The following is a 23034-nucleotide window of genomic DNA, read 5'->3' as shown; positions in this document are numbered from 1 at the left end:
AAAAACTCGAGTCTGTCGGCGGTCCGCCAAGGGGCAGGACTGCGTGTGGCTGAAAGGGATACGATGCGGCAAGGACGTGCGGGCTGGCTGACGAGGCTGGCATTTTTGACGGGTGTGGCGCTTTCGGTGGTGCCGGCCCAGGCCAAGCAGACCGCCCAGCCGGTCCAGATCACGTCTTTCTCAGGCGCGTATCTCGCCGCCCACATCGCCGAAAGCGACAACGATCTCGACAATGCCATCGCCTATTACAAGCAGGCGCTGGCTTTTGCTCCCAGTGACACGGAACTGCAGCAGAGCCTGATGCTGGCGCTGATCGCGCAAGGCCGCTTCGAGGAATCCCTGGTCTATGCCGACAAGCTCAAGGAGGTGCCCGATGTCGAGCGCTTCTCGCGCATGGCACTCGCGGTCGATTCCTTTCACAAGAAGGATTTTGCCAAGGCCCAATACTGGCTGAAGCTGGCGGTCGAATCCGACCTCGACCGGCTGCTCTCCGGCGTCATGGACGGCTGGGCCAAGCAAGGTGCGGGCGACGCCTCGGAGGCGATGGCATCCATCGACAAGCTCAAGGGGCCGGACTGGTTCGGCCTGTTCAAGTCCTTCCATCGCGCCCTGATCGCCGACATTTCGGGCCAATCCGCGAAGGCCGACGAGATCTATGCCGCGACCCTGGCCGACACCGCCGCCGGCGGTTCCGCGCCCGAAACCTGGATGCGCAATGCCCAGGCCTATGCCTCCTTCCTCGCCCGCAAGGGCGACAAGGCAAAGGCGCTTTCGGTGCTCGACCAGGCCGAAGCCTTTGCACCCGGCAAGCTTGAGATCACGGTGCTGCGCGACCGGATCAAGAAGGGCGACAAGATCGAGCCGCTGGTCGCCGGTCCGTCGGATGGCGCATCGGAGATCCTGCTTGACCTCGCAACCGCGCTGAACCGGGGCGGCGGCGAGCCTTTCGTGCGGCTCTACCTGCAATTCGCGCTGGCGCTCAAGCCCGACAGTGATGCCGCCCTGGTGCAGCTCGCCGCCGTCGCCGAGCAGCTGAAGGACGGCGAGAGTGCAATCGCGCTCTACAGCCGCATTCCCGCGTCCTCTCCGCTTAAGGAAGTGTCGGACCTGCAACTCGGCCTCAACCTCGCCGATCTCGACCGGCATGAAGAGGCGATCGCCCATCTCAAGGCGTTCCTCGACAAGCATCCGCAGGACATGCGCGCCTATCTGGCGCTCGGCGGCGTCTATGCCTCGAAGGAGGATTACCGCTCGGCCGCCAATCTCTATGACAAGGCCGCCGAGGCACTGAAGACGCCGACCGCCGCCAATTGGAACATCTTCTACCAGCGCGGCATCGCCTATGAGCGGCTGAAGGAATGGCCGAAGGCGGAGCCGAATTTCCGCAAAGCGCTGGAACTGCAGCCCGACCAGCCCCAGGTGCTGAACTATCTCGGCTATTCCTGGGTCGACATGAACATGAACCTCAAGGAAGGGCTGGCGATGATCCAGAAGGCCGCGGATCTGCGGCCGAGTGACGGCTACATCGTCGATTCGCTGGGTTGGGCTTATTTCCGCCTCGGCCGCTTCGACGATGCCGTGCGCGAGATGGAACGGGCCGTGTCGCTGAAGCCGGAAGATCCCGTCCTCAACGACCATCTCGGCGATGCCTACTGGCGTGTCGGCCGCAAGCTGGAGGCCACCTATCAGTGGGCCCAGGCGCGCGATCTCAAGCCCGATCCGGATGTGCTCGCGACTTTGCAGCAGAAGCTGCTCAACGGCCTGCCGCCGATCGAGTCCAACACCGCGCAGGAAACCCCGAAGGTCAAGCCGGTGCCGCCTCCGGCGCCGAAAGGCTGAGGCCTTTTCAATCATCAAGTTTTTGCGGGGCCTTCGGGCCCCGTAATTTCTTCAGCGGCTCCTTCAGAACAGCTTTCGGTAGACGATGAAGCCCGAGCGTTCCCCGATCCTGTCATAGAGTTGCATCGCGGTCTGGTTGGTTTCGTGCGTCTGCCAGTACACGCGGTTTGCGCCAGCGGCTCGGGCGCGCTGGTACACGCTTTCGATCAGTGCCCTGCCGACGCCTTGGCCCCGCGCCGTCTGCGATGTGAAAAGATCCTGCAGGTAGCAGCTCGGCGCGATCGCAGTGGTCGAGCGGTGGTAGAGATAGTGGACGAGGCCGAGAAGCACGCCATCGCACTCGGTCACCAGCGCGTGGACGGGCTCATAGGCATCGAAGAAGCGTGACCAGGTCATTTGCGTGATCTCGCCGGCAAGCGCCGTCTCGCCCGTGCGGCCGTAGAAGGCGTTGTAGCCATTCCATGGCGGCAGCCACTGTTCATAGTCCTGCCGGACAACGGGGCGGACGGTAAGTTGGCTGGACATGGCGAAACCTCTATCGTGCGGCTCGCGCGAGCAAACGGCCAGCGTGGGCGCCCGGCGATGGGCCAGCCGCCGGCAAAGCGTTCTCCGCGATGCGACGCAGGGCGCTGCCTTGACGCTCGCCGGCCCGGCAACTAGGGAAAGGCCCAATCCTGCGCTTTCCGAGGCCGCCGTGACCGTCGACATTCCAGCCCACATGCATCCCAGCCGCTCCTTCCAGGGGCTGATCCTGACCTTGCACAATTACTGGGCGGCCTATGGCTGCGTCATCCTGCAGCCTTACGACATGGAAGTCGGCGCCGGCACCTTCCACCCGGCTACCACCTTGCGCGCGCTCGGTCCGCGACGCTGGAACGCGGCCTATGTGCAGCCCTCGCGCCGGCCGAAGGACGGCCGCTATGGCGAGAACCCGAACCGCCTCCAGCACTATTATCAATATCAGGTTATCCTGAAACCGAATCCGCCCAACCTGCAGGAACTCTATCTCGGCTCGCTCGCGGCGATCGGCGTCGATCCGCTGCTGCACGACATCCGCTTCGTCGAGGACGACTGGGAGAGCCCCACGCTGGGTGCCTGGGGGCTTGGGTGGGAGTGCTGGTGCGACGGCATGGAAGTCTCGCAGTTCACCTATTTCCAGCAGGTCTGCGGCATCGAATGCGCGCCGGTCGCGGGGGAACTCACCTACGGGCTCGAGCGGCTCGCCATGTATGTGCAGGGCGTAGACAATGTCTACGACTTGAACTTCAACGGCCGCGAGGGCGATGAGAAGGTCACCTATGGCGATGTCTTCCTGCAGGCCGAACAGGAATATTCGCGCCACAATTTCGAATTCGCCAACACGGCGATGCTGCTTCGGCATTTCGAAGATGCCGAGGCCGAGTGCAAGGCGCTGCTTGCCGCCGGCGCGCCAATCTCCCCCTCAGAGGGGGAGATGTCGGCGAAGCCGACAGAGGGGGGCCTCGCAGAAGCCACTGCCGGCAGGGCGTCGAGCACGGCGCGGGTGACCCCTCCTGGCCAGACTTCGTCCGGCCATCCTCCCCTCAGGGGAGAAGGGCATCGGATGGTCTTTCCCGCCTACGACCAGTGCATCAAGGCAAGCCATGTCTTCAACCTGCTCGACGCGCGTGGCGTGATCTCCGTCACCGAGCGCCAGAGCTACATCCTGCGCGTTCGCAACCTGGCCAAGGCCTGCGGTGAGGCGTTCCTGAAGACGCAGGCTGGCGGCTTGACGGCTTGGAGCGGTTGAGCTTCTAACGGAATCGCTGATCCGACCTAAGTGTCGACACCGCTCTTGCGATTTCAACGGTGGTCGCGATTGCGCTTTGGCTGACCGCGCCGTCCATCGTCCGCATGGCTTGCCTGATCCCCGGCATCGTGATTGCGCCATGCATCTGCGCGGCAAAGCAGGCGCTGAGCGCCAGGATCTGCAGGGTTCTCGATGCCTTCGTCATCGTCGTTCAGCCAATAGGTCTCCGCCTGAGCGTTGGTCGCTTCAGCGCCGCGTTCGGTTCATGGGATTTCTGCTTCTTAGGACGGGTGGGTCGGCTCGGTCCCGACAAAGACCTGATAATTTCCTGAAATAGCTCCGACTTGCGATCGGCAGGCAGGGTGACAGCGGCCAGCCGAGTTGCTATTTCCCGCGCATTCACGATCCACCGGCGCCGCGCGCCGACCCTCCCCATCGAGGGGAGGGTAGGGAGCCAACCAATGCCCGACTTGCTTCTCGAACTTCGCTCCGAGGAAATACCCGCCCGCATGCAGCGCAAGGCGGCTGGCGATCTTCGCAAGCTGCTGACCGACGGGCTGGTCGAGGCCGGTCTGACCTATGAGGCGGCGCGCGAATACTGGACGCCACGGCGCCTGGCGCTCGACATCCGCGGACTGACCGCGCGCTCGAAAGACATCCGCGAGGAGATCAAGGGCCCCTCGACGACGGCGCCGGAGCAGGCGGTGCAAGGCTTCCTGCGCAAGGCCGGCCTTGCCTCGCTCGCCGAGGCGCACGTCCACTCCGATCCCAAGAAGGGCGATTTCTACGTCGCCCACATCTCGAAACCGGGCAGGGCGGCCGATGAAATCATCGCCGAGCTGGTGCCGGGCATCATCCGTGGCTTTCCCTGGCCGAAATCGATGCGCTGGGGACCGGCCTCGGCCAAGCCCGGCTCGCTGCGCTGGGTGCGGCCGCTGCAGTCGATCGTCTGCACCTTCGGCCCGGAGACCGAGGAGCCGGTGGTGGTCGATTTCGAGATCGACGGCATTCGCGCCGGCAACGTCACCTACGGCCACCGCTTCCATGCGCCCGGCGCCATCACCGTGCGCCGTTTCGACGACTATGTGATGAAGCTGGAGGCGGCCAAGGTCGTGCTCGATGCCGATCGCCGCAAGGAGATCATTCTGGCCGACGCCCGCAACATCGCCTTCGCCAATGGCCTCGACCTCGTCGAGGACGAAGGCCTGCTGGAGGAAGTCTCAGGCCTGGTCGAATGGCCGGTCGTGCTGATGGGCGAGTTCGAACAGGATTTTCTCACCATTCCGGCCGAGGTCATCCGCCTCACCATCCGCGCCAACCAGAAATGTTTCGTCACCCGACCGCAAGGCGCGGCCGAAGACCTTTCCAGCCGCTTCATCCTGACCGCCAACATCGAAGCGACGGATGGCGGCAGGGAGATCGCGCATGGCAACGGCAAGGTGGTGCGGGCGCGCCTCTCCGACGCGCTTTATTTCTGGAAGACCGACCAGGGCGACCTGCCGGATCTCGCTGGGCTCGAGCCTTCCGCGAAGAAGTTCGGTCTGGATTTGAACAAGCCGCTCGACCAGCGCATGGCGCGCCTCGATCATCTCAACGTGACCTTCCACGCCAAGCTTGGCACGCAAGGGGAGCGCGTTGAGCGGATCAAGCGGTTGGCGGAAGAACTGGCGCCGATCGTGGCGAAGTCGATCTCCCCCCTCGAGGGGGAGATGGCCGGCAGGCCAGAGGGGGTCGCTTCGGCTGGCGCGACCTATTCTGGCCCCTTGAAGGACGAGGACGTTGGCGCTTCACGCGAGGCGACCCCCTCTGTCGCCTTCGGCGACATCTCCCCCTCAAGGGGAGAGATTACGGCGCTCGTAGCCCGCGCCGCGGTGCTGGCCAAGGCCGACCTGCAGACCGAGGTGGTCGGCGAATTTCCGGAACTGCAGGGCGCCATGGGTCGCAAATATGCACTGCTGCAGGGGGAGCATCCGTCCGTCGCCGCAGCCGCCGAGGAGCACTACAAGCCGCAAGGCCCGTCCGACCGCGTGCCGACCGATCCAGTGTCGGTTGCCGTCGCGCTGGCCGACAAGCTCGACACGTTGACTGGCTTCTGGGCCATCGACGAGAAGCCGACCGGCAGCAAGGATCCGTTCGCCTTGCGCAGAGCGGCGCTTGGTGTGGTCAGGATTCTCATCGAGAACCGCATTCGCGTATCTCTGACTTCCATCTTCGGGAGGGCTTTCGCAAACTTCCCCGCCGGCGACGGGCAAGTTTCGGACCTGCTCGCCTTCTTCCATGACCGCCTGAAAGTCTATCTCCGCGACCAGGGTGCACGATATGATCTGATTGATGCGGTGTTGTCGGCGGGCTCGCGCCCAATCTCCCCCGTAGGAGGGGAGATTAGCCAATCGGCGAATGACGACCTCCTGCAGATCGTGCGCCGCGTCGAGGCGCTCGGCTCCTTTCTCGACACCGAGGACGGCAGGAACCTGCTCGCCGGCACCAAGCGCGCGGCCAACATCCTGGCCGCCGAGGAGAGGAAGAAAACGCTGGTCGCCGAGGCTGTTGAGCCGGCTCTGTTCCGGGAAGACGCCGAAAAATCCCTGTTTGCAGCGGTGAATCAAGCCGAGAAGGAAGCCGGCCAAGCGATTCAAAACGAAGATTTTTCCGCCGCCATGCTGGCGCTTAGCGCGCTGCGTGAGCCCGTTGATTCATTCTTTGAACGCGTTCTCGTGAATGATGAGGATCAGGCCGTGCGCGCCAACCGCCTGGCGCTGCTCGCCCGCATCCGCGCCGCCACCGACCAGGTCGCCGACTTCTCGAAAATCGTCGGCTGACGCTGCTCGCAGAGTAACAAGCGCCGGTTCGATCGACGTCTGGCCGTTGGCCCGGCGTCGCCGGACAGCCTACATCGCCTTGCCGTTGGCCGGCAGTTTCGGAGCTTTCTGCGGTGTCGCCTGCGGCTGCTGCTGCGCGCCGTCGCTCGCGGTCTTGTCGGCCGCCGTCGCCCTGCTGTCGCTGTTGGGTGCCGCGGCCGCAGTTCCGTTGGAAGGCGTTGCCGGCGTGCTGCCGTCGGCAGGTTCGGTTGCGGGCGCATCGGTTTTTGCCGACGTGGCGGGCGCGGGCGTGGCAAAGGCGCCGCCGACGACGCCGCCGCGAATGATCATCGGGGCCTGCGTGCCGTGCCTCGGCTTTGCGGGGATGGCCGCGACCTTCTCGTTGCTCACCGCCGGCGCGGCATCGCCGAGCGCCACGACGGACGGCGTCACCGCGGACGATAGCTTGCCCGGCTCGAGCGCCTCCAGCCGAATGATGGAGGGCGTCGAAGTCGAGGCTTCGAGCCGGATGATGGACGAGGCTTGCGCCCCGCCCATCATGGCCACCAGGCCGGCACCAACCACCCCCAGGATACGCGCTGACACCATGACCAACCCAGCCCGCAACGACGGAAACCCAATCCAACAACAGCAAACCAACTGTAACGCCGGTGCGTTGATGCCGGCTTGCACGGAAAGATAGCATTTTAGGAATTGATAATTCGCCAACGCCTGACCTTGCCCCATATTCCTCGCCGTATTACGGGACCGGCATGTTCACGATTGGTGGCGAATTGGCTGAGATAGTTGACGTTGGCCAGGCGATGGAGCAGGCGCTGGCGCTGCTGGAAGGCGGCGACGTCGTCGCCATCCCGACCGAGACCGTCTATGGGCTGGCGGGCGACGCTACCAGTGGCGTTGGCGTGGCGCGCATTTTCGAAGCCAAGGGCCGTCCGCGCTTCAATCCGCTGATCGCCCATGTCGCCGATCTCGCCATGGCAACCCGCATCGCGGTCCTCGACCCGCTGTCGACGAGGCTGGCTGAGGCATTCTGGCCCGGACCGCTGACGCTGGTGCTGCCGCAACGCTCGGAAAACGGCATCCATCCGCTAGCCACGGCTGGGCTGGACACGATTGCCCTGCGCATGCCGAGGGGCTTCGGCGGCGAGCTGATCGCGAGGCTCGGCCGGCCGCTCGCTGCCCCCAGCGCCAATTCCTCCGGCAGGATCAGCGCCACCACGGCGCAAGCCGTCGCTGCCGATCTGGGCGAGAAGATCAAGCTGGTGGTCGATGGCGGCGCCACGCCGGTGGGGCTGGAATCGACGATCGTCAAAGTGGAGGACGGCACGGTGCGGCTGTTGCGGCCCGGCGGCATTGCCGCCGAGGAGATCGAAGCCATTGCCGGCGCGAAACTGCTACGCGGCGCCGCCGGCATCGAGGCGCCGGGCATGCTCGCCTCGCACTACGCGCCGGGCGCATCGGTGCGGCTCAACGTGCGGCAGATCGCCGGCGGCGAAGCGCTGCTCGCCTTCGGCGCCACCCGCGCCGAAGGCTGGCAGCACGCCGTGGCGGTGCGCAATCTTTCCGAGACTGGCGACCTGCGCGAGGCGGCCACCAATCTGTTCGCCCATATGCAGGCGCTCGACCGCAGCGGCGCCGCGGCCATCGCCGTCGAGCCGATCCCGTTCGACGGCCTCGGTGAGGCGATCAACGACCGGTTGTCGCGCGCCGCCGCCCCGCGTGACAAGACAGGCTGAGCCTATCTCATTGATTTGACGCAATTCCGGACGGAAACTGCTTCACACTTTTCCTGGAATTGCTCTAGGTTCATGCCTCATGAACGATCAGTCTTCCGATCTCGACCCCAGCCTTGTCGCTCGCTTCGCCGCCATTGTCGGCGACCAATACGCGTTGCGCGACCAGGCCGACATCGCGCCCTTCATCACGGAACGCCGCGGTCTCTGGCATGGCAGGACGTCGCTGGTGCTGAGGCCCGGCAGCGTCGATGAAGTGAGCCGCATCATGCGCCTGGCGAGCGAGAGCGGAACGCCGGTCGTGCCGCAGAGCGGCAACACCGGGCTGGTGGGCGCCCAGGTGCCGGACAAGTCCGGCCGCGAGATCGTCCTGTCGCTGTCGAGGCTGAACCGTATCCGCGAGATCGATGTTCTGTCGAACACCATCACCGCCGAGGCCGGCGTCATCCTGCAGACGCTGCAGGAGGCGGCCGACGCCGCCGGGCGGCTGTTTCCGCTCTCGCTTGCCGCGCAGGGCTCCTGCCAGGTCGGCGGTAATCTTTCTTCCAATGCCGGCGGCACCGGCGTGCTTGCCTATGGCAATGCGCGCGAGCTCTGCCTCGGCGTCGAGGTGGTGCTGCCGACCGGCGAGGTGTTCGACGATCTGCGCAAGCTGAAGAAGGACAACACCGGCTATGATTTGAAGAACCTGTTCGTGGGCGCTGAAGGCACGCTCGGCGTCATCACCGCCGCGGTGCTGAAACTCTTCCCCAAGCCGAAGGGCAGGGAGGTGGCCTTTGCCGGTCTGTCGTCGGCCCGGGCGGCGCTCTCGCTCTTTACCCTGGCGTCGGATCGTGCGGGCGCCTCGCTCACCGCCTTCGAACTGATCGGCAAGCGGCCCTACGATTACACGCTGCGGCACGCGCCGGGCGTGACCCGTCTGCTGGCCGATGACTGGCCATGGTATGTGCTGATGCAGGTCTCTTCAGGCCGCTCGGAAGAGGATGGCAGGGCGCTGATCGAGGAGGTGCTGTCGGCTGGCCTGGAGCAGGGTATCGTCGGCGACGCGGTGATCGCGGCAAGCCTCGCCCAGGGCGATGCCTTGTGGAATTTCCGCGAGGTGCTGCCCGAGTGCCAGAAGCCGGAAGGCGCCTCGATCAAGCATGATATTTCGGTTCCGATCGCCTCGATTCCCGACTTCATCGAAAAGGCGGCGGGCGCCGTCGCCTCGGTCAGTCCCGATGCGCGCGTCGTCTGCTTCGGTCACATGGGGGACGGCAATCTTCATTATAACATCTCTCGTCCCGAGGGCGGCGATGATGAAGCCTTCCTCGGCCTCTACCACACCATGAACCAGGCGGTGCATGACGTGGTGCGCTCCTTGCACGGCTCGATCTCGGCCGAGCATGGCATCGGCCAGCTGAAGCGTGACGAACTGATCGCCACGGCCCCGGCGATGGCGATCGACCTGATGCGCCGGGTGAAGGCGGCCTTCGATCCGGCCGGCATCATGAATCCCGGTAAGGTTATCTGATCCTTCCAACAGCTGGTGGTTGGTCGCATTCCGATAACCATCCCTTAGATCAGCAAAATTTAACCGACTTTCTTAAGCGCGCCGGTAAGGAGCCAGCGCTAATGTTTCTTCTCAGAACGAAGGCCGGAAAAACCGGCCCGGAGAGAACCGGAAAACGGCCCTCAGGAGAGACAGGAAGGCATTCGATGAACACCGGGCTGAAGCCAGTCTGGGCCGGGCGCAACATGCGTCTCGACCCGTTTCGCCTGCCGCAGATGGTGAGCTATGCCACGCGCGACGACTATGGCGATGTTACCTTCACCATCGACCAGCGTGGCGCCATCATCCGCCGTACGCTGGAGATGAGCGGCGTGCCGGCGATCATCGCGCTGCCCGCCAAGGCGTTCCGCGGCGTCGCCGCCCGCGCCATGGAAGATCCGGACGGCAACGTCACCGTGACGCTGGAACTCCTACACAACGATCCGATGCTGTCGGTGCCGCTGCTGGTCGCCGACGATCTCGATGACGTCGCCGCCGACTGGCGCGCCTGGGCCGAGGCCTATCGTCTGCCGATGCTCCTGATCGAGGCCGACGGCATTGCCCGCACACTGGAAGAATCGCTTGGCGCCGCCATCAAGACGCTGCCCCCGCAGGAACGCCGCAAGGGCCGCATCTCCACCACGCGCCGCCCGCGTTTCCTGGCCCGCCGCAAGGCCGGCAGTCTCGGCCTGAGGCTTGTCGTCGATGGCCAGGAGATCATCGCGCGCCAGTAGTGCGATTCCTCTTTCTCCCCTTGTTTGTGGGAGAAGGTGTCGCCGAAAGCGACGGATGAGAGGTGATCAGCTTGGCAAGGACGGCGATCCGTCCAACACCTCTCAATCGTCTCCGCGCTGCGCGCCGATCCACCTTCTCCCACAAAGGGAGAAGGAAAGTCCCGCTACACCAGCGGCTTCAGCGCCACCCACAGCGCCCCGCCGATCAGGCCCAGAAAGATCAGCCAGCCGACCTGGTTGTTCGACTTGAACAGCCTGAGGCACTGATCCGGATTGTTGATGTCGAGCCGGATGATCTGGCGCGCCATATGCGCGCCGGCGGCGATCAGCCCGGCCAGTGCCGGCATCGGCACCTGCGCCGAAGCGAAGGCAATGGCGAAGCAGGCGAGCGCGCCGCCATAGAGCGCGACCAGCCAGGTCTTGGTGTTGTCGCCGAACAGGCGGGCCGTCGAGCGCACGCCGACGATGGCGTCGTCCTCCTTGTCCTGATGCGCGTAGATCGTGTCGTAGCCGATCACCCACAGGATCGACCCGATATAGAGCATGATGGCGGGGCCATCGAGATCGCCGAACTCGACCGCCCAGCCCATCAGCGCGCCCCACGAGAAGGCCAGCCCGAGCACGAATTGCGGCCAGTTGGTGATGCGCTTCATGAATGGATAGACGGCGACGATGGCGAGCGAGGCGATGCCGAGCGGGATGGCGAAGCTGTTGAACTGCAGCAGCACCACGAGCCCGACCAGCGCCTGGACGACCAGGAAGATCCACGCCTGGCGGCGCGTCACCTTGCCGGCCGGCAGCGGCCGCGAGCGGGTGCGCTCCACCTGGTTGTCGATGTCCTCGTCGGCCAGGTCGTTATAGGTGCAGCCGGCGCCGCGCATGGCGATCGCGCCGACCAGGAACAGCAGCAGGTACCAGGGCGCCGGCAGCAGCGTCAGCAGCGGATCGGACGGGCGCGGATAGGCGCTTGCCGCAAGCGCTGCCGACCACCAGCAGGGCCACAACAGCAGCTGCCAGCCGATCGGCCTGTCCCAGCGCGCGAGCTGCGCATAGGGCCAGAGCCGGCGCGGCAGCGCCCGGTACACCCAATGGCCGCTCGGAGCATCAGCAACGCGGCCCTGGGATGCTTTGGACTGGATGGTTTCCATCGTGCTGGAGTGGCAGCAGTGCCGAACGCCGTCAAGCAGGCGCGTTGTCGCTCGCGCGGTGAAAACATCGTGAGGCGGCGAAGCCTGCGCTGTCTGAACGCCAGCCGGCGCGCTATTGTTGTCGTGTGCAACCGCCGCCAAATTGCCAACACGCCTTGACCCGTCGCGCTTGGACCAATAGCGGGTTCAGCAAGACGATCAGCAAGAGGTGGCCATGAACGTTCTTCTTCTCGGCTCCGGCGGCCGCGAACACGCGCTTGCCTGGAAGATCGCCGCCTCGCCGCTCTTGACTAGGCTCTATGCCTCGCCGGGCAACCCCGGCATCGCCCGCCTTGCCGAACTCGTGAAGCTCGACGTCGCCGACCATTCCGCTGTCGCCGCCTTCTGCCGGGAGAAGCAGATCGACCTCGTCGTGGTCGGTCCGGAAGGCCCGCTGGTGGCCGGCATCGCCGATGACCTGCGCGCCTGGGGCATCCGCGTCTTCGGACCGTCCAAGGCCGCGGCGCGGCTCGAAGGCTCGAAGGGCTTCACCAAGGACCTTTGCGCGAAGTTCAACATTCCCACCGCCGCCTATGGTCGCTTCGGCGACCTGACCTCGGCCAAGGCCTATGTGGAGAATACGGGCGCACCGATCGTCATCAAGGCCGACGGCCTCGCCGCCGGCAAGGGCGTCACGGTGGCCATGACGCTGCCCGAAGCGATTGCTGCGCTCGAGGCCTGTTTCGACGGCTCGTTTGGCGCCGCCGGGGCCGAGGTCGTGGTCGAGGAATATCTGCGCGGCGAGGAGGCGAGCTTCTTCTGCCTGTGTGACGGCGCCACCGCGCTGCCCTTCGGCACCGCGCAGGATCACAAGCGCGTCGGCGACGGCGATGTCGGCCCGAACACCGGCGGCATGGGCGCCTATTCCCCGGCGCCGGTGATGACGCCCGAAATGACCGAGCGCACCATGCGCGAGATCATCGAGCCGACCATGCGCGGCATGGCCAATCTCGGCTCGCCTTTCGCCGGCATCCTGTTTGCCGGGCTGATGATCACCGACCGGGGGCCGAAGCTGATTGAATACAACACGCGCTTCGGCGATCCCGAATGCCAGGTGCTGATGATGCGGCTGAAGGACGACCTGCTGGTGCTGCTCAACGCCGCCGTCGACGGCCAGCTCTCGCATATGTCGGTCCGCTGGAGCGACGACGCGGCCCTGACCGTGGTGATGGCGGCGAGGGGCTATCCCGGCACGCCGGAAAAGGGCTCGGTCATCCGCGGTCTCGACGAGGCCGCCAGCGACGGCACCGAGATCTTCCATGCCGGCACCGCCATCAATGGCGGCGCGCTGGTCGCCAATGGCGGCCGCGTGCTCAACGTCACCGCGACCGGCGCGACGGTTGGCGAGGCGCAGGCCAAGGCGTACGCGGCGGTTGATCTTATCGACTGGCCGCAGGGCTTCTGCCGCCGCGACATCGGCTGGCGCGCCGTCGAGCGCGAACAGGCTGGCGCCTGATCCTGCCAACCCGTTCCGGTCAAGCGGCCCGGGTCTTGCGACTGTCGCCTTTGCGCACCCACTCCGGCAGCCAGTCGCCATGAGCGACGATGAGGTCGTCGATCAGTGACCAGATCTGGTCGAGGTCGAGCTCGGCCGCCGTGTGCGGATCCATCATCGCCGCGTGGTAGATGTGTTCGCGGTTCTCGCTCGTCAGCGCCCGCACCGTAAGCTCCTGCACGTTGATGTTGGTGCGGATCAGCGCGGTGAGCTGCGGCGGCAGGTCGCCGATATGGGTCGGCTGGATGCCCGAGGCATCGACCAGGCAGGGGACTTCCGCGGCGCAGTCGAAGGGCAGCGAGGTGATGCAGCCATTGTTGCGGACATTGCCGTAGATCACCGACGGCTCGCCGGTCCACACCGAGTTCATGATCGAGGAGGCATATTCCTTCGACTGCGTCACCGCGATCCGGTCGGCCGAACGATAGGCTTCCGCCTGGCCTTTCCAGCGCTCGATCTGCTCGACGCAGCGTTTCGGATATTCGTCGAGCGGGATGCCATATTTCTCGATCAGGTCGGGGCGCCCGTCCTTGATGAAATAGGGCGTATATTCGGCGAAATGCTCCGAACTCTCGGTGACGAAATAGCCGAGCCGGGTCAGCATCTCGTAGCGCACCTTGTTCGGGCAGCGCGGGTTCCAGCCGGGCTTCGGCGCGCGGCCTTCGCGATAGGCGCGGACCAGATCGGGATAGAGGTCGCGGTAGGAGCCATCGGGCTGGCGATGCTCGAACTCGAGATAGAAGGCCATGTGGTTGATGCCGGCCGAGCGATAGCGGATTTCCTCGTAGGGCAGGTCCAGGTCGTGCGCCAGTTCCATTGCAGTGCCCTGCACGGAATGGCAGAGGCCGACCTGCTTGATCTGCGGGTATTTCTCGGCGATCGCCCAGGTGTTGATCGCCATCGGGTTGACATATTGCAGCATGATCGCGCCGGGGCAGACGGCGGCCATGTCCTCGCAGATCTTCCACAGATGCGGCACTGTCCTTAAGCCGCGCATGATGCCGCCGACGCCGAGCGTGTCGGCGATCGTCTGCCGCAGTCCGTATTTCTTCGGCACCTCGAAGTCGGTCACGGTGCACGGCTCGTAGCCGCCGATCTGGAAGGCGACGACGACGAAGTCGGCGCCGGCCAGCGCCTTGCGCTGATCGCAATAGGTCTCGGCCTTCGCCTCCACCCCGAGCGTCGCGATCAGCTTGCTGACGACGGTGGCGCTCTCTTCCAGCCGCTGCGGATTGATGTCCATCAAAGCGATGGTCGCGCCTGACAGCGCTGGCCGCTGCAGCACGTCGCCGACGATGTTCTTCATGAACACCGTCGAGCCGGCGCCGATGAAAGTGATCCTGGGATTTCTTGCCACGCTAGCCTCCGGCACATGCCAATAGAGCTTGCCCTCAGCGCTTGGCGCTGTCGAGCGCCGTCGAAGCGGTGCTCACTGGATCGGCTGCGGCAAAGGCGGCATCGAGTTGTTCGGGGGAACGCTGCTCGGTTCGCTTCCAGGCGACATACTGAGGAATTCCGAAGTAGCTGCGCTGCGGCACGGTCTTGACCACCGGCATGCGGAAGCCGTCGCGGAATTTGTCCCATCGCGCGCCGAGCACCGCGACCATCTCTTCGAAGGTCGGCGGCGTCGCAACATCGGCATAGGTGATGGTGACCTTGCCGGCGAGCGCCGCCGCGCGCGAGATCGGCACCGGGATCGAGGCGAGGTAGTCGGACGGAACGTCGATCAGCCCGCCGAAGGCCCATTGCTGGCGCAGCTGCTCGGCGCTCATCGGCGCGACGTTGACGTCGATATCGTTGGGCGTGCCCGGCACGCGATAGGGGCAGTGGAGGCGGCCGCAATTGGCCTGGGCCGAGAACTGCCAGAGCGCATAGCCCTGCCAGTTGCCCATCGGGAAATGCACGTCGATATCCGGCTTGTAGCGCGCATACCAGAGCGGCAGTCGCGACAGCAGCCGATAGGTATAGCGATTGTCTGCGATATACCGCGCAGTCTTGCCGTTGGTGTAGAGCACCGGGAAACGTCCCACGCGCCTGTGCACCTGCCGCACGAATTCCTCCGCGTCCTCAAGCGACATCCACTGCGATGGATCGTTGCCTTCGAGGTCGAGGGCGATCAGGTCCTCCGGTGCGGGCTCGGCGAAGTCGACGAAGTTGTTGGCCTGCTCGACCGGGTTGCCGGGGCGGGCGAGATGATAGGCGCCCCATTTGAGGCCAAGCGCCTTGGCCACCACCTTGCGCGTCTGGAAGAGTTCGCGCGTCACCGCATGGCGCTTCCACAGCGCCTTGCAGAGCTTGAATTCAGTCTCATCGCCCGAACAGAAATACGGCGGAGGCAGCCCGTCGGAGGCCTTGTTGATGAAACCGACGATACGCTTGTCGGTGGCAAGCTGCGCCCAGTCGATGGAATTGTACTCGTAGGCGTCGATGACCAGCGCGCGCTCGTCATTCTTCCATGGCTCGGAGAAATCCGAGGCCCTTGCCGCCGTGCCCAGCACCATCGCAGCAGCGAAAAGCGCCAGGCGGCGAAGATGACGCGCCGGCTTTTTCAATCAGGGTTGTCCCCACTGACCAGAGGGTATCCTGAACCGCTATGGTTAAGGAAGTGCTTTTAGGATCCGAAGAGCTTCAGCGCCGGAGCCGCCTAGCAGCTACCGAGATTCAACGATAAGCCAGTTGTAGAATTTGGCGGCTTTGGCCGAGGCCTTCGCGTTCGTCATCCACGGGCGGAGCAAGGAGCGCAGCGACGCAGCGCAGACCGAGGATCCCTGCCGGAACTTCAAAGCGACTCTAGGGTTCAGGCTTCTGCTCCGCTGGAGCCCTCCGCGCGAGGTCACGGAATGGATGCTCGGGTCTACGCGTCCGCTTCGCTACCGCTCCGCCCGTGGATGACGAAGTCCGCTCCTGCAAAATCGCGTGACAAAGTTTGACGTTTACGTAAAAAGAAGGAGCGGACGACCCCACAGGCGGATGGTTTCGCTGCGGCTTAGGTTCTACGATCGCCGGCCGGACGAGGAGGAGCAGCAGACATGTATCGCGCGCCGGTCGAAGACATCGCCTTCACGCTGAAGCACGTGGCGGGGCTGAAGCCTGCATTGGAGGCCGGCACCTTCGGCGATCTCGGCGAGGACCTGGTCGACGCGATCCTGGCTGAGGCCGGGCGTTTCGCAAGCGAGGAGGTGGCGCCGCTCTACAAGATTGGCGACGAGCATGGCGCGGTGCTGAAGGATGCCGCCGTCACCATGCCGCCCGGCTGGAAGGAACTCTACCGGCGCTGGATCGACGGCGGCTGGAATGCACTGTCGGGTCCGGAGGAATTCGGCGGGCAGGGCCTGCCGACCATGCTTGGCGTCGCAGCACTGGAGATGTGGAACTCGGCCGCAATGGCTTTCGGCATCGGCCCGACGCTGACCATGGGCGCCGTCGAGGCGCTCGACAAGCACGCTTCCGAAGCGCTGAAGCAGAAATACCTCGCCAAGCTCGTCTCCGGCGAGTGGATGGGCACCATGAACCTGACCGAGCCGCAGGCCGGTTCAGATCTCGCCGCTCTGCGCAGCCGCGCCGAGCCGGCCGGCGACGGCACCTACCGCATTTTCGGCCAGAAGATCTTCATCACCTATGGCGAGCACGACTTCACCGACAACATCGTGCATATGGTGCTGGCGAGGCTGCCCGATGCACCGGCCGGCACGCGCGGCATCTCGCTGTTTTTGGTGCCGAAATTCCTGGTCAATGACGACGGCTCGCTCGGTGCCCGCAACGACGTCTTCTGTTCCGGCCTCGAACACAAGCTCGGCATCCATGCCTCGCCGACCTGCACCATGATTTATGGCGACGGCTTTCAGGGCATGACGCCCGGCGCCATCGGCTGGCTCGTCGGCGAGGAGAACAACGGTCTCGCCTGCATGTTCACGATGATGAACAACGCCCGCCTTGCGGTCGGCATGCAGGGCGTGGCGGTGGCCGAGACGGCGACCCAGAAGGCGATCGCCTATGCCAACGAGCGGCGCCAGGGCAAGGCATCGGACTATGCCGGTGCGGGCATGGCGCCGATCGTCCATCACCCGGACGTCCAGCGCAATCTTCTGACCATGCGGGCCCTGACCCAGATTGCGCGCGCCATCAGCTACTCCTGCGCGCACGCCATCGACCGCGCACGCGTCGGCGAGGGCGAGGCCGCCGCCAACTGGCGCGACCGCGCCAACCTGCTGACGCCCCTGGCCAAGGCTTTTTCGACCGATGTCGGCGTCGAGGTCGCCTCGCTAGGCGTCCAGGTGCATGGCGGCATGGGCTTCATCGAGGAGACGGGCGCGGCGGCGCTCTATCGGGACGCCCGCATCGCGCCGATCTATGAAGGCACCAACGGCATCCAGGCGATCGATCTGGTGTCGCGCAAGCTGCCGCTCGGCGGCGGCGAGCACGTGCACCGCTACATCGGCGAATTGAAAGCGGTAGCCGATGGCGTGCGCACGTCCAACATCGAGGGTTTTGGCCGCACCGCCGACAATCTCGACCGGGCGCTCGCCGATCTCGACGAGGCGACGCGCTTCCTGCAGAAGCTGTTGGCCGACGGCAACGCCGACGCCGCGATGGCTGGCGCCACGCCCTATCTGCGCCTGATTTCGCTGACCGCCGGCGGCGCCTATCTGGCGCAGGGCGGTCTCGCCGATCGCAGCCGCGTCGCGCTCTGCCGCTTCTTCGCCGAAAACCTGCTTGGCGAGACCCGGGCCCTGAGGGAGCGCGTCGTCGATGGTGCCGACAGCCTCGCCGCCGCCGGCATGGCGCTGATCTTGGCCTGAACGCCCCGAACTGCGAAGGAACCGACCGTGACCGATCATATCCTCATCGAGCGCCGGGGCGCCGTGCAGATCATCCGCATGAATCGGCCGGACAAGAAGAACGCCTTGACCCGCGCCATGTACGCGAAAATGTCGGCCGCCCTTCTCGAAGGCGACGCCGATCCGGCGGTGCGCGTCCATGTCTTCCTCGGCGTGCCCGGCGCCTTTTCTTCCGGCAACGACCTTGCCGACTTCCTGGTGATCGCCACCGGCGGCGAGGGCGGCACGGAAGTCTGGGACTTCCTGGTGGCGCTGGCCAGGGCGGAGAAGCCCATGGTGTCGGGTGTCGACGGCATCGCCGTCGGCATCGGCACCACGCTTAATTTGCATTGCGACCTGACCTTCGCCACGCCGCGCACGATCTTTCGCACGCCCTTCGTCGACCTCGGCCTGGTGCCGGAAGCCGGCTCCAGCCTGCTCGCGCCGCAAATCCTCGGTCGTCAGGGCGCCTTTGCGCTGCTCGGTCTCGGCGAGGGCTTTTCCGCCGAGCGCGCCAAGGCCGCCGGTCTGATCTATGAGGTGGTCGGGGAAGAGGCGCTGGAAAGCTCGGTGCTGGCGGCCGCGAACGAGATCGCGGCCAAGCCGCCGCAGGCGCTGAAGATCGCCCGCGACCTTATGCGTGGCTCCCGCGAGGAACTCCTCGCCCGCATCAAGGTGGAGAGCGAGCACTTCCGCCAACGGCTGAAATCCGACGAGGCGCGTGCCGCGCTCACCGCTTTCATGACGCGTAAGAAAGGTTGAACCCCCGCCTTGGGCCATCCTCAGGGATAGAGCCGCGTCTTGTCCCAGCCGCCAGCGGCGTTGCGTGAAAATACGAGCCGATCATGCAGCCGGAACGGACGGTCGTGCCAGAATTCGATCGTGGTCGGCACGATGCGGAAGCCTGACCAGTGCTTAGGCCGCGGGATGTCACCGATCGGATAGCGCGCCGTGTACTCCGCCACCGCCTTCTCTAATGCGAAGCGGCTTTCCAGCGGCCGCGACTGTTTCGACGCCCAGGCGCCGATGCGGCTGCCGCGCGGCCGTGTCGCGTAATAGGCGTCGGCCTCGGCGTCGGTGACGATCTCCACCGGTCCGCGCACGCGCACCTGGCGGCGCAGCGACTTCCAGTGGAAGCACATCGCCGCCTTCATCGTGTCAAGAATCTCGCGGCCCTTGGCACTCTTGAAATTCGTGTAGAAGACGAATCCGCTTTCGTCGAACCCCTTGAGCAGCACCATCCGCACATCCGGCATACCATCGGCATCGACAGTGGCCAGCGCCACGCCATTGGGGTCGTTGATCTCGCTTTTTGTGGCGTCGTCGAGCCATTCGGCGAAGAGCCGAAACGGCTCTGCGGCCTCGGTGAAGTCACTGCTTGTTAACTCAGTTTCGTTCATAGTTTTCCGAATTTTTTACTGTTGCGGAGGAGTGGGCCGATTGTCGCGTATCGCGCAAGCTTTTGACAACTGGCAATGGAGCGCTATCGCTTCGGCCAGCGCCAAGGCTGCGTTGCTGACGCTGGCGTTTCCGCTTGCCGCTTGCGGCGCCGGCGGCTTCAGCCTGGAAAAGGCCGAGGTCGACCGCTCGATCATCACCTCCAGCGCGTCTCCCTCGCCTGCCGCGCCGGCTACCGGCGATAACGACTCCGACCAGACCACCATCGGCAACGCGGTCTCCTCGGCCGACATCCGCGAGCTCGGCGGCCAGGCGGTGCCATGGGCCAATGCCGGCACCGGCTCGCGCGGCTCCATCACCGAATTGGTGGAGCTGAAGGATGGCGGGCTGACCTGCCGCAGCTTCGCCGCCACGCGGGAGAGCTTCGACGGCGTCGTCATGTACAAAGGCCAGTTGTGCATGGCCGGCACTGGCGGCTGGCGCATGCAGCAATTCAAAGCGCTCTGACTTCGGGGCGCCCGGATTTTCGCTTGTCGGTTTCCTCTTGCGCCACTGGAATTTCTTCCTATCCAAGCGCATATAGGGGGCGACTGTGACTCAATTCTCTCTTGCAGGCAGGAAACATGCGCGACCCCTATGAGGTGCTGGGCGTTGCCAAAAACGCATCGGCCAAGGACATAAAATCGGCCTACCGCAAGCTCGCCAAGAAGCATCATCCGGACCAGAATCCGAATGATCCCAAGGCGAAGGACCGTTTTGCCGCCGCCAATCAGGCCTACGAGATCGTCGGTGACGAGAAGACCCGCGCCGCCTACGACCGCGGCGAGATCGACGCCGACGGCAAGCCGAAATTCCAGGGCTTCGAGGGCGCGGCCGGTGGCGATCCGTTCGCCGGGTTCCGTCGCCAGCAAGGTCCTGGCGGCGCGCATTTCGAATTTCGCACCGGACGCCCGGGCGGCGACCCGTTCGACGGCAACAGCGACATTTTCAGCCAGATCTTCGGCGATGCCTTCTCCCGCGGTGCAGGCCGGGGCGAGCGCCGCCAGTCTGTGCAGGCCGCTGATTTGAACGTCACGCTGGACATCAGCGTCGAAGAGGCGGCCACCGCCGAGAAAGTCACCGCGATGTTCCCGGATGGCCGCAAGATGGCGGTCAAGCTGCCGGCCTATGTCGAGGAGGGCCAGACCATTCGGCTCAAGGGACAGGGCGAGCAGGGGCCTGGCCAGCCCGGCGACGCGCTGGTCAAGATCCATATCCGCCGCCATCCGCGCTACCGCATCGAGGGCCGCGACCTGCATGTCGACCTGCCCGTCGACCTGGCAGACGCGGTGCTCGGCGCCAAGGTGGCGGTCGAGACGCCCACCGGCAAGCTCGCCGTCAATGTTCCGGCATGGTCGAGTTCGGACAAGGTTCTGCGCCTCAAGGGCAGGGGACTGCCGGAAAAAGCTGGCGGTCATGGCGATCTTTACGCACATGTGCGGCTGATGCTGCCGGAAGGCGGCGATGCCGAGCTCGAAGCCCTGATGCGCCGCGCAAAAGGGTGACCGGCGCAGTTCTGTCGCCTCCACAGCCGGTTTTCGGCGCTTGAAGGGGCCTTGTGCCTGTGCGATAGGGCTCTCCACGAAGCAGATATTCTTGCGGAGAGCTTTCACATGGCGGGTGCAAAAGGCCTGATGGCCGGTAAGCGGGGCCTGATCCTCGGCGTCGCGAACAATCGGTCGATCGCTTTCGGCATCGCCAAGGCCTGCGCCGATCACGGCGCCGAAATCGCGCTCACCTATCAGGGCGAAGCCTTCAAGAAGCGCGTCGAGCCGCTGGCGGCGGAGCTCAACGCGCATGTCGCCGGCCATTGCGACGTGACCGATCCGGCAAGCCTCGACGCGGTGTTCGACGATATCGCCAGGCACTGGGGCAAGCTCGACTTCCTCGTCCACGCCATCGCCTTTTCCGACAAGGACGAGCTGACTGGCCGCTATGTCGAGACGACGCGCGACAATTTCCTGCGCACCATGGACATTTCGGTATTTTCCTTCACCACCATCGCCAAGCGCGCCGAGCCGTTGATGGCCGAAGGCGGCTCGCTGCTGACGCTGACCTATTACGGCGCCGAAAAGGTCATGCCGCATTACAACGTCATGGGCGTCGCCAAGGCGGCGCTCGAAGCCAGCGTGCGTTATCTCGCGGTCGACCTCGGTGCCAAGAAGATCCGCGTCAACGCCATCTCGGCCGGCCCGATCAAGACGCTTGCCGCCTCCGGCATCGGCGATTTCCGCTATATTTTGAAGTGGAACGAATACAACGCGCCGCTGAAGCAGACGGTGACGCAGGAAGAGGTTGGCGATTCCGGCGTCTATTTCCTGTCGGATCTGTCGCGCGGTGTGACCGGCGAGGTCCATCACGTCGATTCCGGCTATCACGTCGTCGGCATGAAGGCGGTCGACGCGCCGGACATCTCGACCATCAAGGACTGATCCTCCGTCCCGGCCCTGGTCCGAGCTCCGGAAGACTGATGTATCCGCTCGTCTACATCGCGCGCCACGGCCAGACTGAGTGGAATGTCGAGGGTCGGCTGCAGGGACAGGCGGATACAGACATCAACGCGCTCGGCCGCGCGCAGGCGACCCGCAACGGTCGCCGCCTGGCCGAGTTCGTCGACAAGCCCACCGATTTCGACTTCGTCGCCAGCCCGATGCGCCGCACGCGCGAGACGATGGAGCTGATGCGCGCGGCGATGGGACTCGATCCGCTCGCCTACCGCACCGATCCGCGCCTTGTGGAGTTGAGTTTCGGCGATTGGCAGGGTTTCACCTTTGGCGAGCTCGAGGCCAGGCTTCCGGGTTCGACCGCCGGGCGCCGGCACGCCAAATGGGATTTCCAGCCGCCAGGCGAGGGCGCCGAAAGCTACGAGATGCTGCTCGAGCGCATCAAGCCGTGGTTGGATACACTCGACCGGCAGACGGTCTGCGTCACCCACGGGGGGTCATGCGCTGCTTGTTCCGCCTTGTCGACGGAATGTCGAAGAAGCAAGCGGCCAACCTCGATATCCCGCAGGATCGCCTGCTGCGGCTGCAGGGCCGCAGCCTGGAGTGGCTGTGAGGCAGACGCCTCAACCTCGTCATCCTAGGGCGAAGCAGGAGCGAAGCTCCGTCGCGGAGACCCTAGGATCCATGTCGTGACCTAGCCGAATGGCAAAAGCGGCGCAGAATAGAAAACGTTCTGCACTGCTGCAAAGCTCCGACGCAACGGCATGGATTCTAGGTCTGCGCGCGTCGCTCCGCTCCTTGCTTCGCCCTAGAATGACGAAGCTTTCGGCGTCCGGCTAATTTCGAAAGTGGTCCTCTACCGGCGCACCGCGTTGGCCAAGACCTCGCAGCGAGGAACTAATTCTGGTCGCTGTCCGGCAGCTGCATATCGGTAACGACGTTCTCGCCATTGGTCACGTCGAAAGCGATGACGATGTCCATGCCGGGTTTCAGTGCGTCCAGATCGGTCTCGGCGTTGAGCTTGTAGGATTTGCCGTCGTCCAGCGTCAGCATCAGCGTGTCCTTGTCGACCTTCTTGATCAGTCCTTCGGTCTGGCCGGCGAAGGCGGCGGTGGAAATCAAGAGCATGGCGCCAACAGCGCCAATCAGGGTACGCATCGTCGTCCTCTTTGGTCATTGCGCCGGCTGGTCAGCGGCGGATCCTCAACGGCGGATGGAAGAGAGCAGAAA

The 23034-nt window shown here is 64.9% G+C and carries 20 protein-coding genes and 1 pseudogene; 14 read left to right on the top strand and 7 right to left on the bottom strand.

From position 1 onward, the window contains the following. The first annotated feature begins 63 nt into the window (after positions 1-63). Positions 64-1839: a tetratricopeptide repeat protein gene (locus tag EJ074_RS09130; protein ID WP_129553085.1), complete on the top strand. Its 1776-nt coding sequence runs from the start codon at positions 64-66 to the stop codon at positions 1837-1839. Positions 1840-1902: 63 nt separating this feature from the next. On the opposite strand, the gene EJ074_RS09125 is transcribed toward EJ074_RS09130, so the two are convergent. Next, positions 1903-2364 (bottom strand): GNAT family N-acetyltransferase, encoded by a 462-nt coding sequence (locus EJ074_RS09125; protein ID WP_129553084.1) that lies wholly within the window; start codon positions 2362-2364, stop codon positions 1903-1905. A gap of 169 nt (positions 2365-2533) precedes the next feature. On the opposite strand from EJ074_RS09125, the gene EJ074_RS09120 reads away from it, so the two are divergent. The 3 genes from EJ074_RS09120 (at position 2534) to glyS (ending at position 6426) form a co-directional block, all read left to right on the top strand. Continuing rightward, the gene (locus EJ074_RS09120) at positions 2534-3607 is read left to right on the top strand and encodes a glycine--tRNA ligase subunit alpha (RefSeq protein WP_245454812.1); all 1074 of its coding nucleotides are present in this window, start codon (positions 2534-2536) and stop codon (positions 3605-3607) included. A gap of 59 nt (positions 3608-3666) precedes the next feature. Beyond that, positions 3667-3939, top strand: coding sequence for a hypothetical protein (locus EJ074_RS29655; RefSeq protein WP_165349898.1), 273 nt, complete (start codon positions 3667-3669; stop codon positions 3937-3939). 129 nt (positions 3940-4068) lie between these two features. Beyond that, a complete protein-coding gene (gene glyS / locus EJ074_RS09110; RefSeq protein ID WP_129553081.1) occupies positions 4069-6426 on the top strand; it encodes a glycine--tRNA ligase subunit beta in 2358 nt (785 codons plus the stop codon). 69 nt (positions 6427-6495) lie between these two features. On the opposite strand, the gene EJ074_RS09105 is transcribed toward glyS, so the two are convergent. Beyond that, on the bottom strand, positions 6496-7014 hold the full coding sequence (locus EJ074_RS09105) for a hypothetical protein (RefSeq protein ID WP_129553080.1): 519 nt from the start codon (positions 7012-7014) through the stop codon (positions 6496-6498). Positions 7015-7199: 185 nt separating this feature from the next. On the opposite strand from EJ074_RS09105, the gene EJ074_RS09100 reads away from it, so the two are divergent. The 3 genes from EJ074_RS09100 (at position 7200) to EJ074_RS09090 (ending at position 10424) form a co-directional block, all read left to right on the top strand. Then, the gene (locus tag EJ074_RS09100) at positions 7200-8162 is read left to right on the top strand and encodes an L-threonylcarbamoyladenylate synthase (protein WP_165349897.1); all 963 of its coding nucleotides are present in this window, start codon (positions 7200-7202) and stop codon (positions 8160-8162) included. A gap of 79 nt (positions 8163-8241) precedes the next feature. Continuing rightward, positions 8242-9672 carry an FAD-binding oxidoreductase gene (locus EJ074_RS09095; protein ID WP_129553078.1) on the top strand — a complete coding sequence of 477 codons (1431 nt, stop codon included), beginning with the start codon at positions 8242-8244 and terminating at the stop codon, positions 9670-9672. Positions 9673-9857: 185 nt separating this feature from the next. After that, the gene (locus EJ074_RS09090) at positions 9858-10424 is read left to right on the top strand and encodes a DUF6101 family protein (protein ID WP_095805534.1); all 567 of its coding nucleotides are present in this window, start codon (positions 9858-9860) and stop codon (positions 10422-10424) included. Positions 10425-10588: 164 nt separating this feature from the next. Here the strand turns inward: EJ074_RS09090 and ubiA are convergent, their stop codons facing one another. Continuing rightward, positions 10589-11572: a 4-hydroxybenzoate octaprenyltransferase gene (gene ubiA / locus EJ074_RS09085; RefSeq protein ID WP_129553077.1), complete on the bottom strand. Its 984-nt coding sequence runs from the start codon at positions 11570-11572 to the stop codon at positions 10589-10591. A 214-nt stretch (positions 11573-11786) separates the two neighbouring features. On the opposite strand from ubiA, the gene purD reads away from it, so the two are divergent. Then, positions 11787-13067, top strand: a complete 1281-nt coding sequence (gene purD, locus EJ074_RS09080; RefSeq protein ID WP_129553076.1) for a phosphoribosylamine--glycine ligase — start codon at positions 11787-11789, stop codon at positions 13065-13067. 19 nt (positions 13068-13086) lie between these two features. On the opposite strand, the gene EJ074_RS09075 is transcribed toward purD, so the two are convergent. Then, on the bottom strand, positions 13087-14463 hold the full coding sequence (locus EJ074_RS09075; RefSeq protein ID WP_129553075.1) for an alpha-glucosidase/alpha-galactosidase: 1377 nt from the start codon (positions 14461-14463) through the stop codon (positions 13087-13089). A 34-nt stretch (positions 14464-14497) separates the two neighbouring features. Next, on the bottom strand, positions 14498-15607 hold the full coding sequence (locus EJ074_RS09070) for a glycoside hydrolase family 25 protein (RefSeq protein WP_129554017.1): 1110 nt from the start codon (positions 15605-15607) through the stop codon (positions 14498-14500). 528 nt (positions 15608-16135) lie between these two features. Here EJ074_RS09070 and EJ074_RS09065 point away from each other — a divergent pair. Next, positions 16136-17905 carry an acyl-CoA dehydrogenase family protein gene (locus EJ074_RS09065; protein ID WP_129553074.1) on the top strand — a complete coding sequence of 590 codons (1770 nt, stop codon included), beginning with the start codon at positions 16136-16138 and terminating at the stop codon, positions 17903-17905. A 27-nt stretch (positions 17906-17932) separates the two neighbouring features. Continuing rightward, positions 17933-18685 carry a crotonase/enoyl-CoA hydratase family protein gene (locus tag EJ074_RS09060; protein WP_129553073.1) on the top strand — a complete coding sequence of 251 codons (753 nt, stop codon included), beginning with the start codon at positions 17933-17935 and terminating at the stop codon, positions 18683-18685. A gap of 20 nt (positions 18686-18705) precedes the next feature. On the opposite strand, the gene pdxH is transcribed toward EJ074_RS09060, so the two are convergent. Continuing rightward, positions 18706-19323: a pyridoxamine 5'-phosphate oxidase gene (pdxH, locus tag EJ074_RS09055; protein WP_129553072.1), complete on the bottom strand. Its 618-nt coding sequence runs from the start codon at positions 19321-19323 to the stop codon at positions 18706-18708. A gap of 40 nt (positions 19324-19363) precedes the next feature. Between pdxH and EJ074_RS09050 the strand changes: the two genes are divergently transcribed. From EJ074_RS09050 to EJ074_RS09035, 4 genes and pseudogenes are all read left to right on the top strand, one after another. After that, the gene (locus tag EJ074_RS09050; RefSeq protein WP_129553071.1) at positions 19364-19828 is read left to right on the top strand and encodes an RT0821/Lpp0805 family surface protein; all 465 of its coding nucleotides are present in this window, start codon (positions 19364-19366) and stop codon (positions 19826-19828) included. A gap of 116 nt (positions 19829-19944) precedes the next feature. Continuing rightward, positions 19945-20865 (top strand): J domain-containing protein, encoded by a 921-nt coding sequence (locus EJ074_RS09045; RefSeq protein ID WP_129553070.1) that lies wholly within the window; start codon positions 19945-19947, stop codon positions 20863-20865. Between the two features lie 108 nt (positions 20866-20973). Further along, positions 20974-21792 carry an enoyl-ACP reductase FabI gene (fabI, locus tag EJ074_RS09040; protein ID WP_129553069.1) on the top strand — a complete coding sequence of 273 codons (819 nt, stop codon included), beginning with the start codon at positions 20974-20976 and terminating at the stop codon, positions 21790-21792. A gap of 38 nt (positions 21793-21830) precedes the next feature. Beyond that, a pseudogene (locus EJ074_RS09035) lies at positions 21831-22417 on the top strand (histidine phosphatase family protein). 284 nt (positions 22418-22701) lie between these two features. Here EJ074_RS09035 and EJ074_RS09030 read toward each other — a convergent pair. Further along, entirely contained in the window at positions 22702-22962 is a 261-nt protein-coding gene (locus EJ074_RS09030; protein WP_129553068.1) for a DUF1344 domain-containing protein, read from the bottom strand. Between the last annotated feature and the right edge of the window lie 72 nt (positions 22963-23034).

This window comes from Mesorhizobium sp. M3A.F.Ca.ET.080.04.2.1, assembly GCF_003952525.1.
Lineage (GTDB): Bacteria > Pseudomonadota > Alphaproteobacteria > Rhizobiales > Rhizobiaceae > Mesorhizobium.
The sequence above is the reverse complement of the archived record's forward strand: the minus strand, read 5'-3'. Positions and strand labels throughout refer to the sequence as shown.

What these genes read in the sequence shown, in the direction of transcription:
- EJ074_RS09130 (WP_129553085.1), top strand. Translation starts at nt 64, where the DNA reads ATGCGGCAAGGACGTGCGGGCTGGCTGACGAGGCTGGCATTTTTGACG.
- EJ074_RS09125 (WP_129553084.1), bottom strand. Translation starts at nt 2,364, where the DNA reads ATGTCCAGCCAACTTACCGTCCGCCCCGTTGTCCGGCAGGACTATGAA.
- glyS (WP_129553081.1), top strand. Translation starts at nt 4,069, where the DNA reads ATGCCCGACTTGCTTCTCGAACTTCGCTCCGAGGAAATACCCGCCCGC.
- EJ074_RS09105 (WP_129553080.1), bottom strand. Translation starts at nt 7,014, where the DNA reads ATGGTGTCAGCGCGTATCCTGGGGGTGGTTGGTGCCGGCCTGGTGGCC.
- EJ074_RS09095 (WP_129553078.1), top strand. Translation starts at nt 8,242, where the DNA reads ATGAACGATCAGTCTTCCGATCTCGACCCCAGCCTTGTCGCTCGCTTC.
- EJ074_RS09090 (WP_095805534.1), top strand. Translation starts at nt 9,858, where the DNA reads ATGAACACCGGGCTGAAGCCAGTCTGGGCCGGGCGCAACATGCGTCTC.
- ubiA (WP_129553077.1), bottom strand. Translation starts at nt 11,572, where the DNA reads ATGGAAACCATCCAGTCCAAAGCATCCCAGGGCCGCGTTGCTGATGCT.
- purD (WP_129553076.1), top strand. Translation starts at nt 11,787, where the DNA reads ATGAACGTTCTTCTTCTCGGCTCCGGCGGCCGCGAACACGCGCTTGCC.
- EJ074_RS09070 (WP_129554017.1), bottom strand. Translation starts at nt 15,607, where the DNA reads ATGGTGCTGGGCACGGCGGCAAGGGCCTCGGATTTCTCCGAGCCATGG.
- EJ074_RS09065 (WP_129553074.1), top strand. Translation starts at nt 16,136, where the DNA reads ATGTATCGCGCGCCGGTCGAAGACATCGCCTTCACGCTGAAGCACGTG.
- pdxH (WP_129553072.1), bottom strand. Translation starts at nt 19,323, where the DNA reads ATGAACGAAACTGAGTTAACAAGCAGTGACTTCACCGAGGCCGCAGAG.
- EJ074_RS09045 (WP_129553070.1), top strand. Translation starts at nt 19,945, where the DNA reads ATGCGCGACCCCTATGAGGTGCTGGGCGTTGCCAAAAACGCATCGGCC.
- fabI (WP_129553069.1), top strand. Translation starts at nt 20,974, where the DNA reads ATGGCGGGTGCAAAAGGCCTGATGGCCGGTAAGCGGGGCCTGATCCTC.
- EJ074_RS09030 (WP_129553068.1), bottom strand. Translation starts at nt 22,962, where the DNA reads ATGCGTACCCTGATTGGCGCTGTTGGCGCCATGCTCTTGATTTCCACC.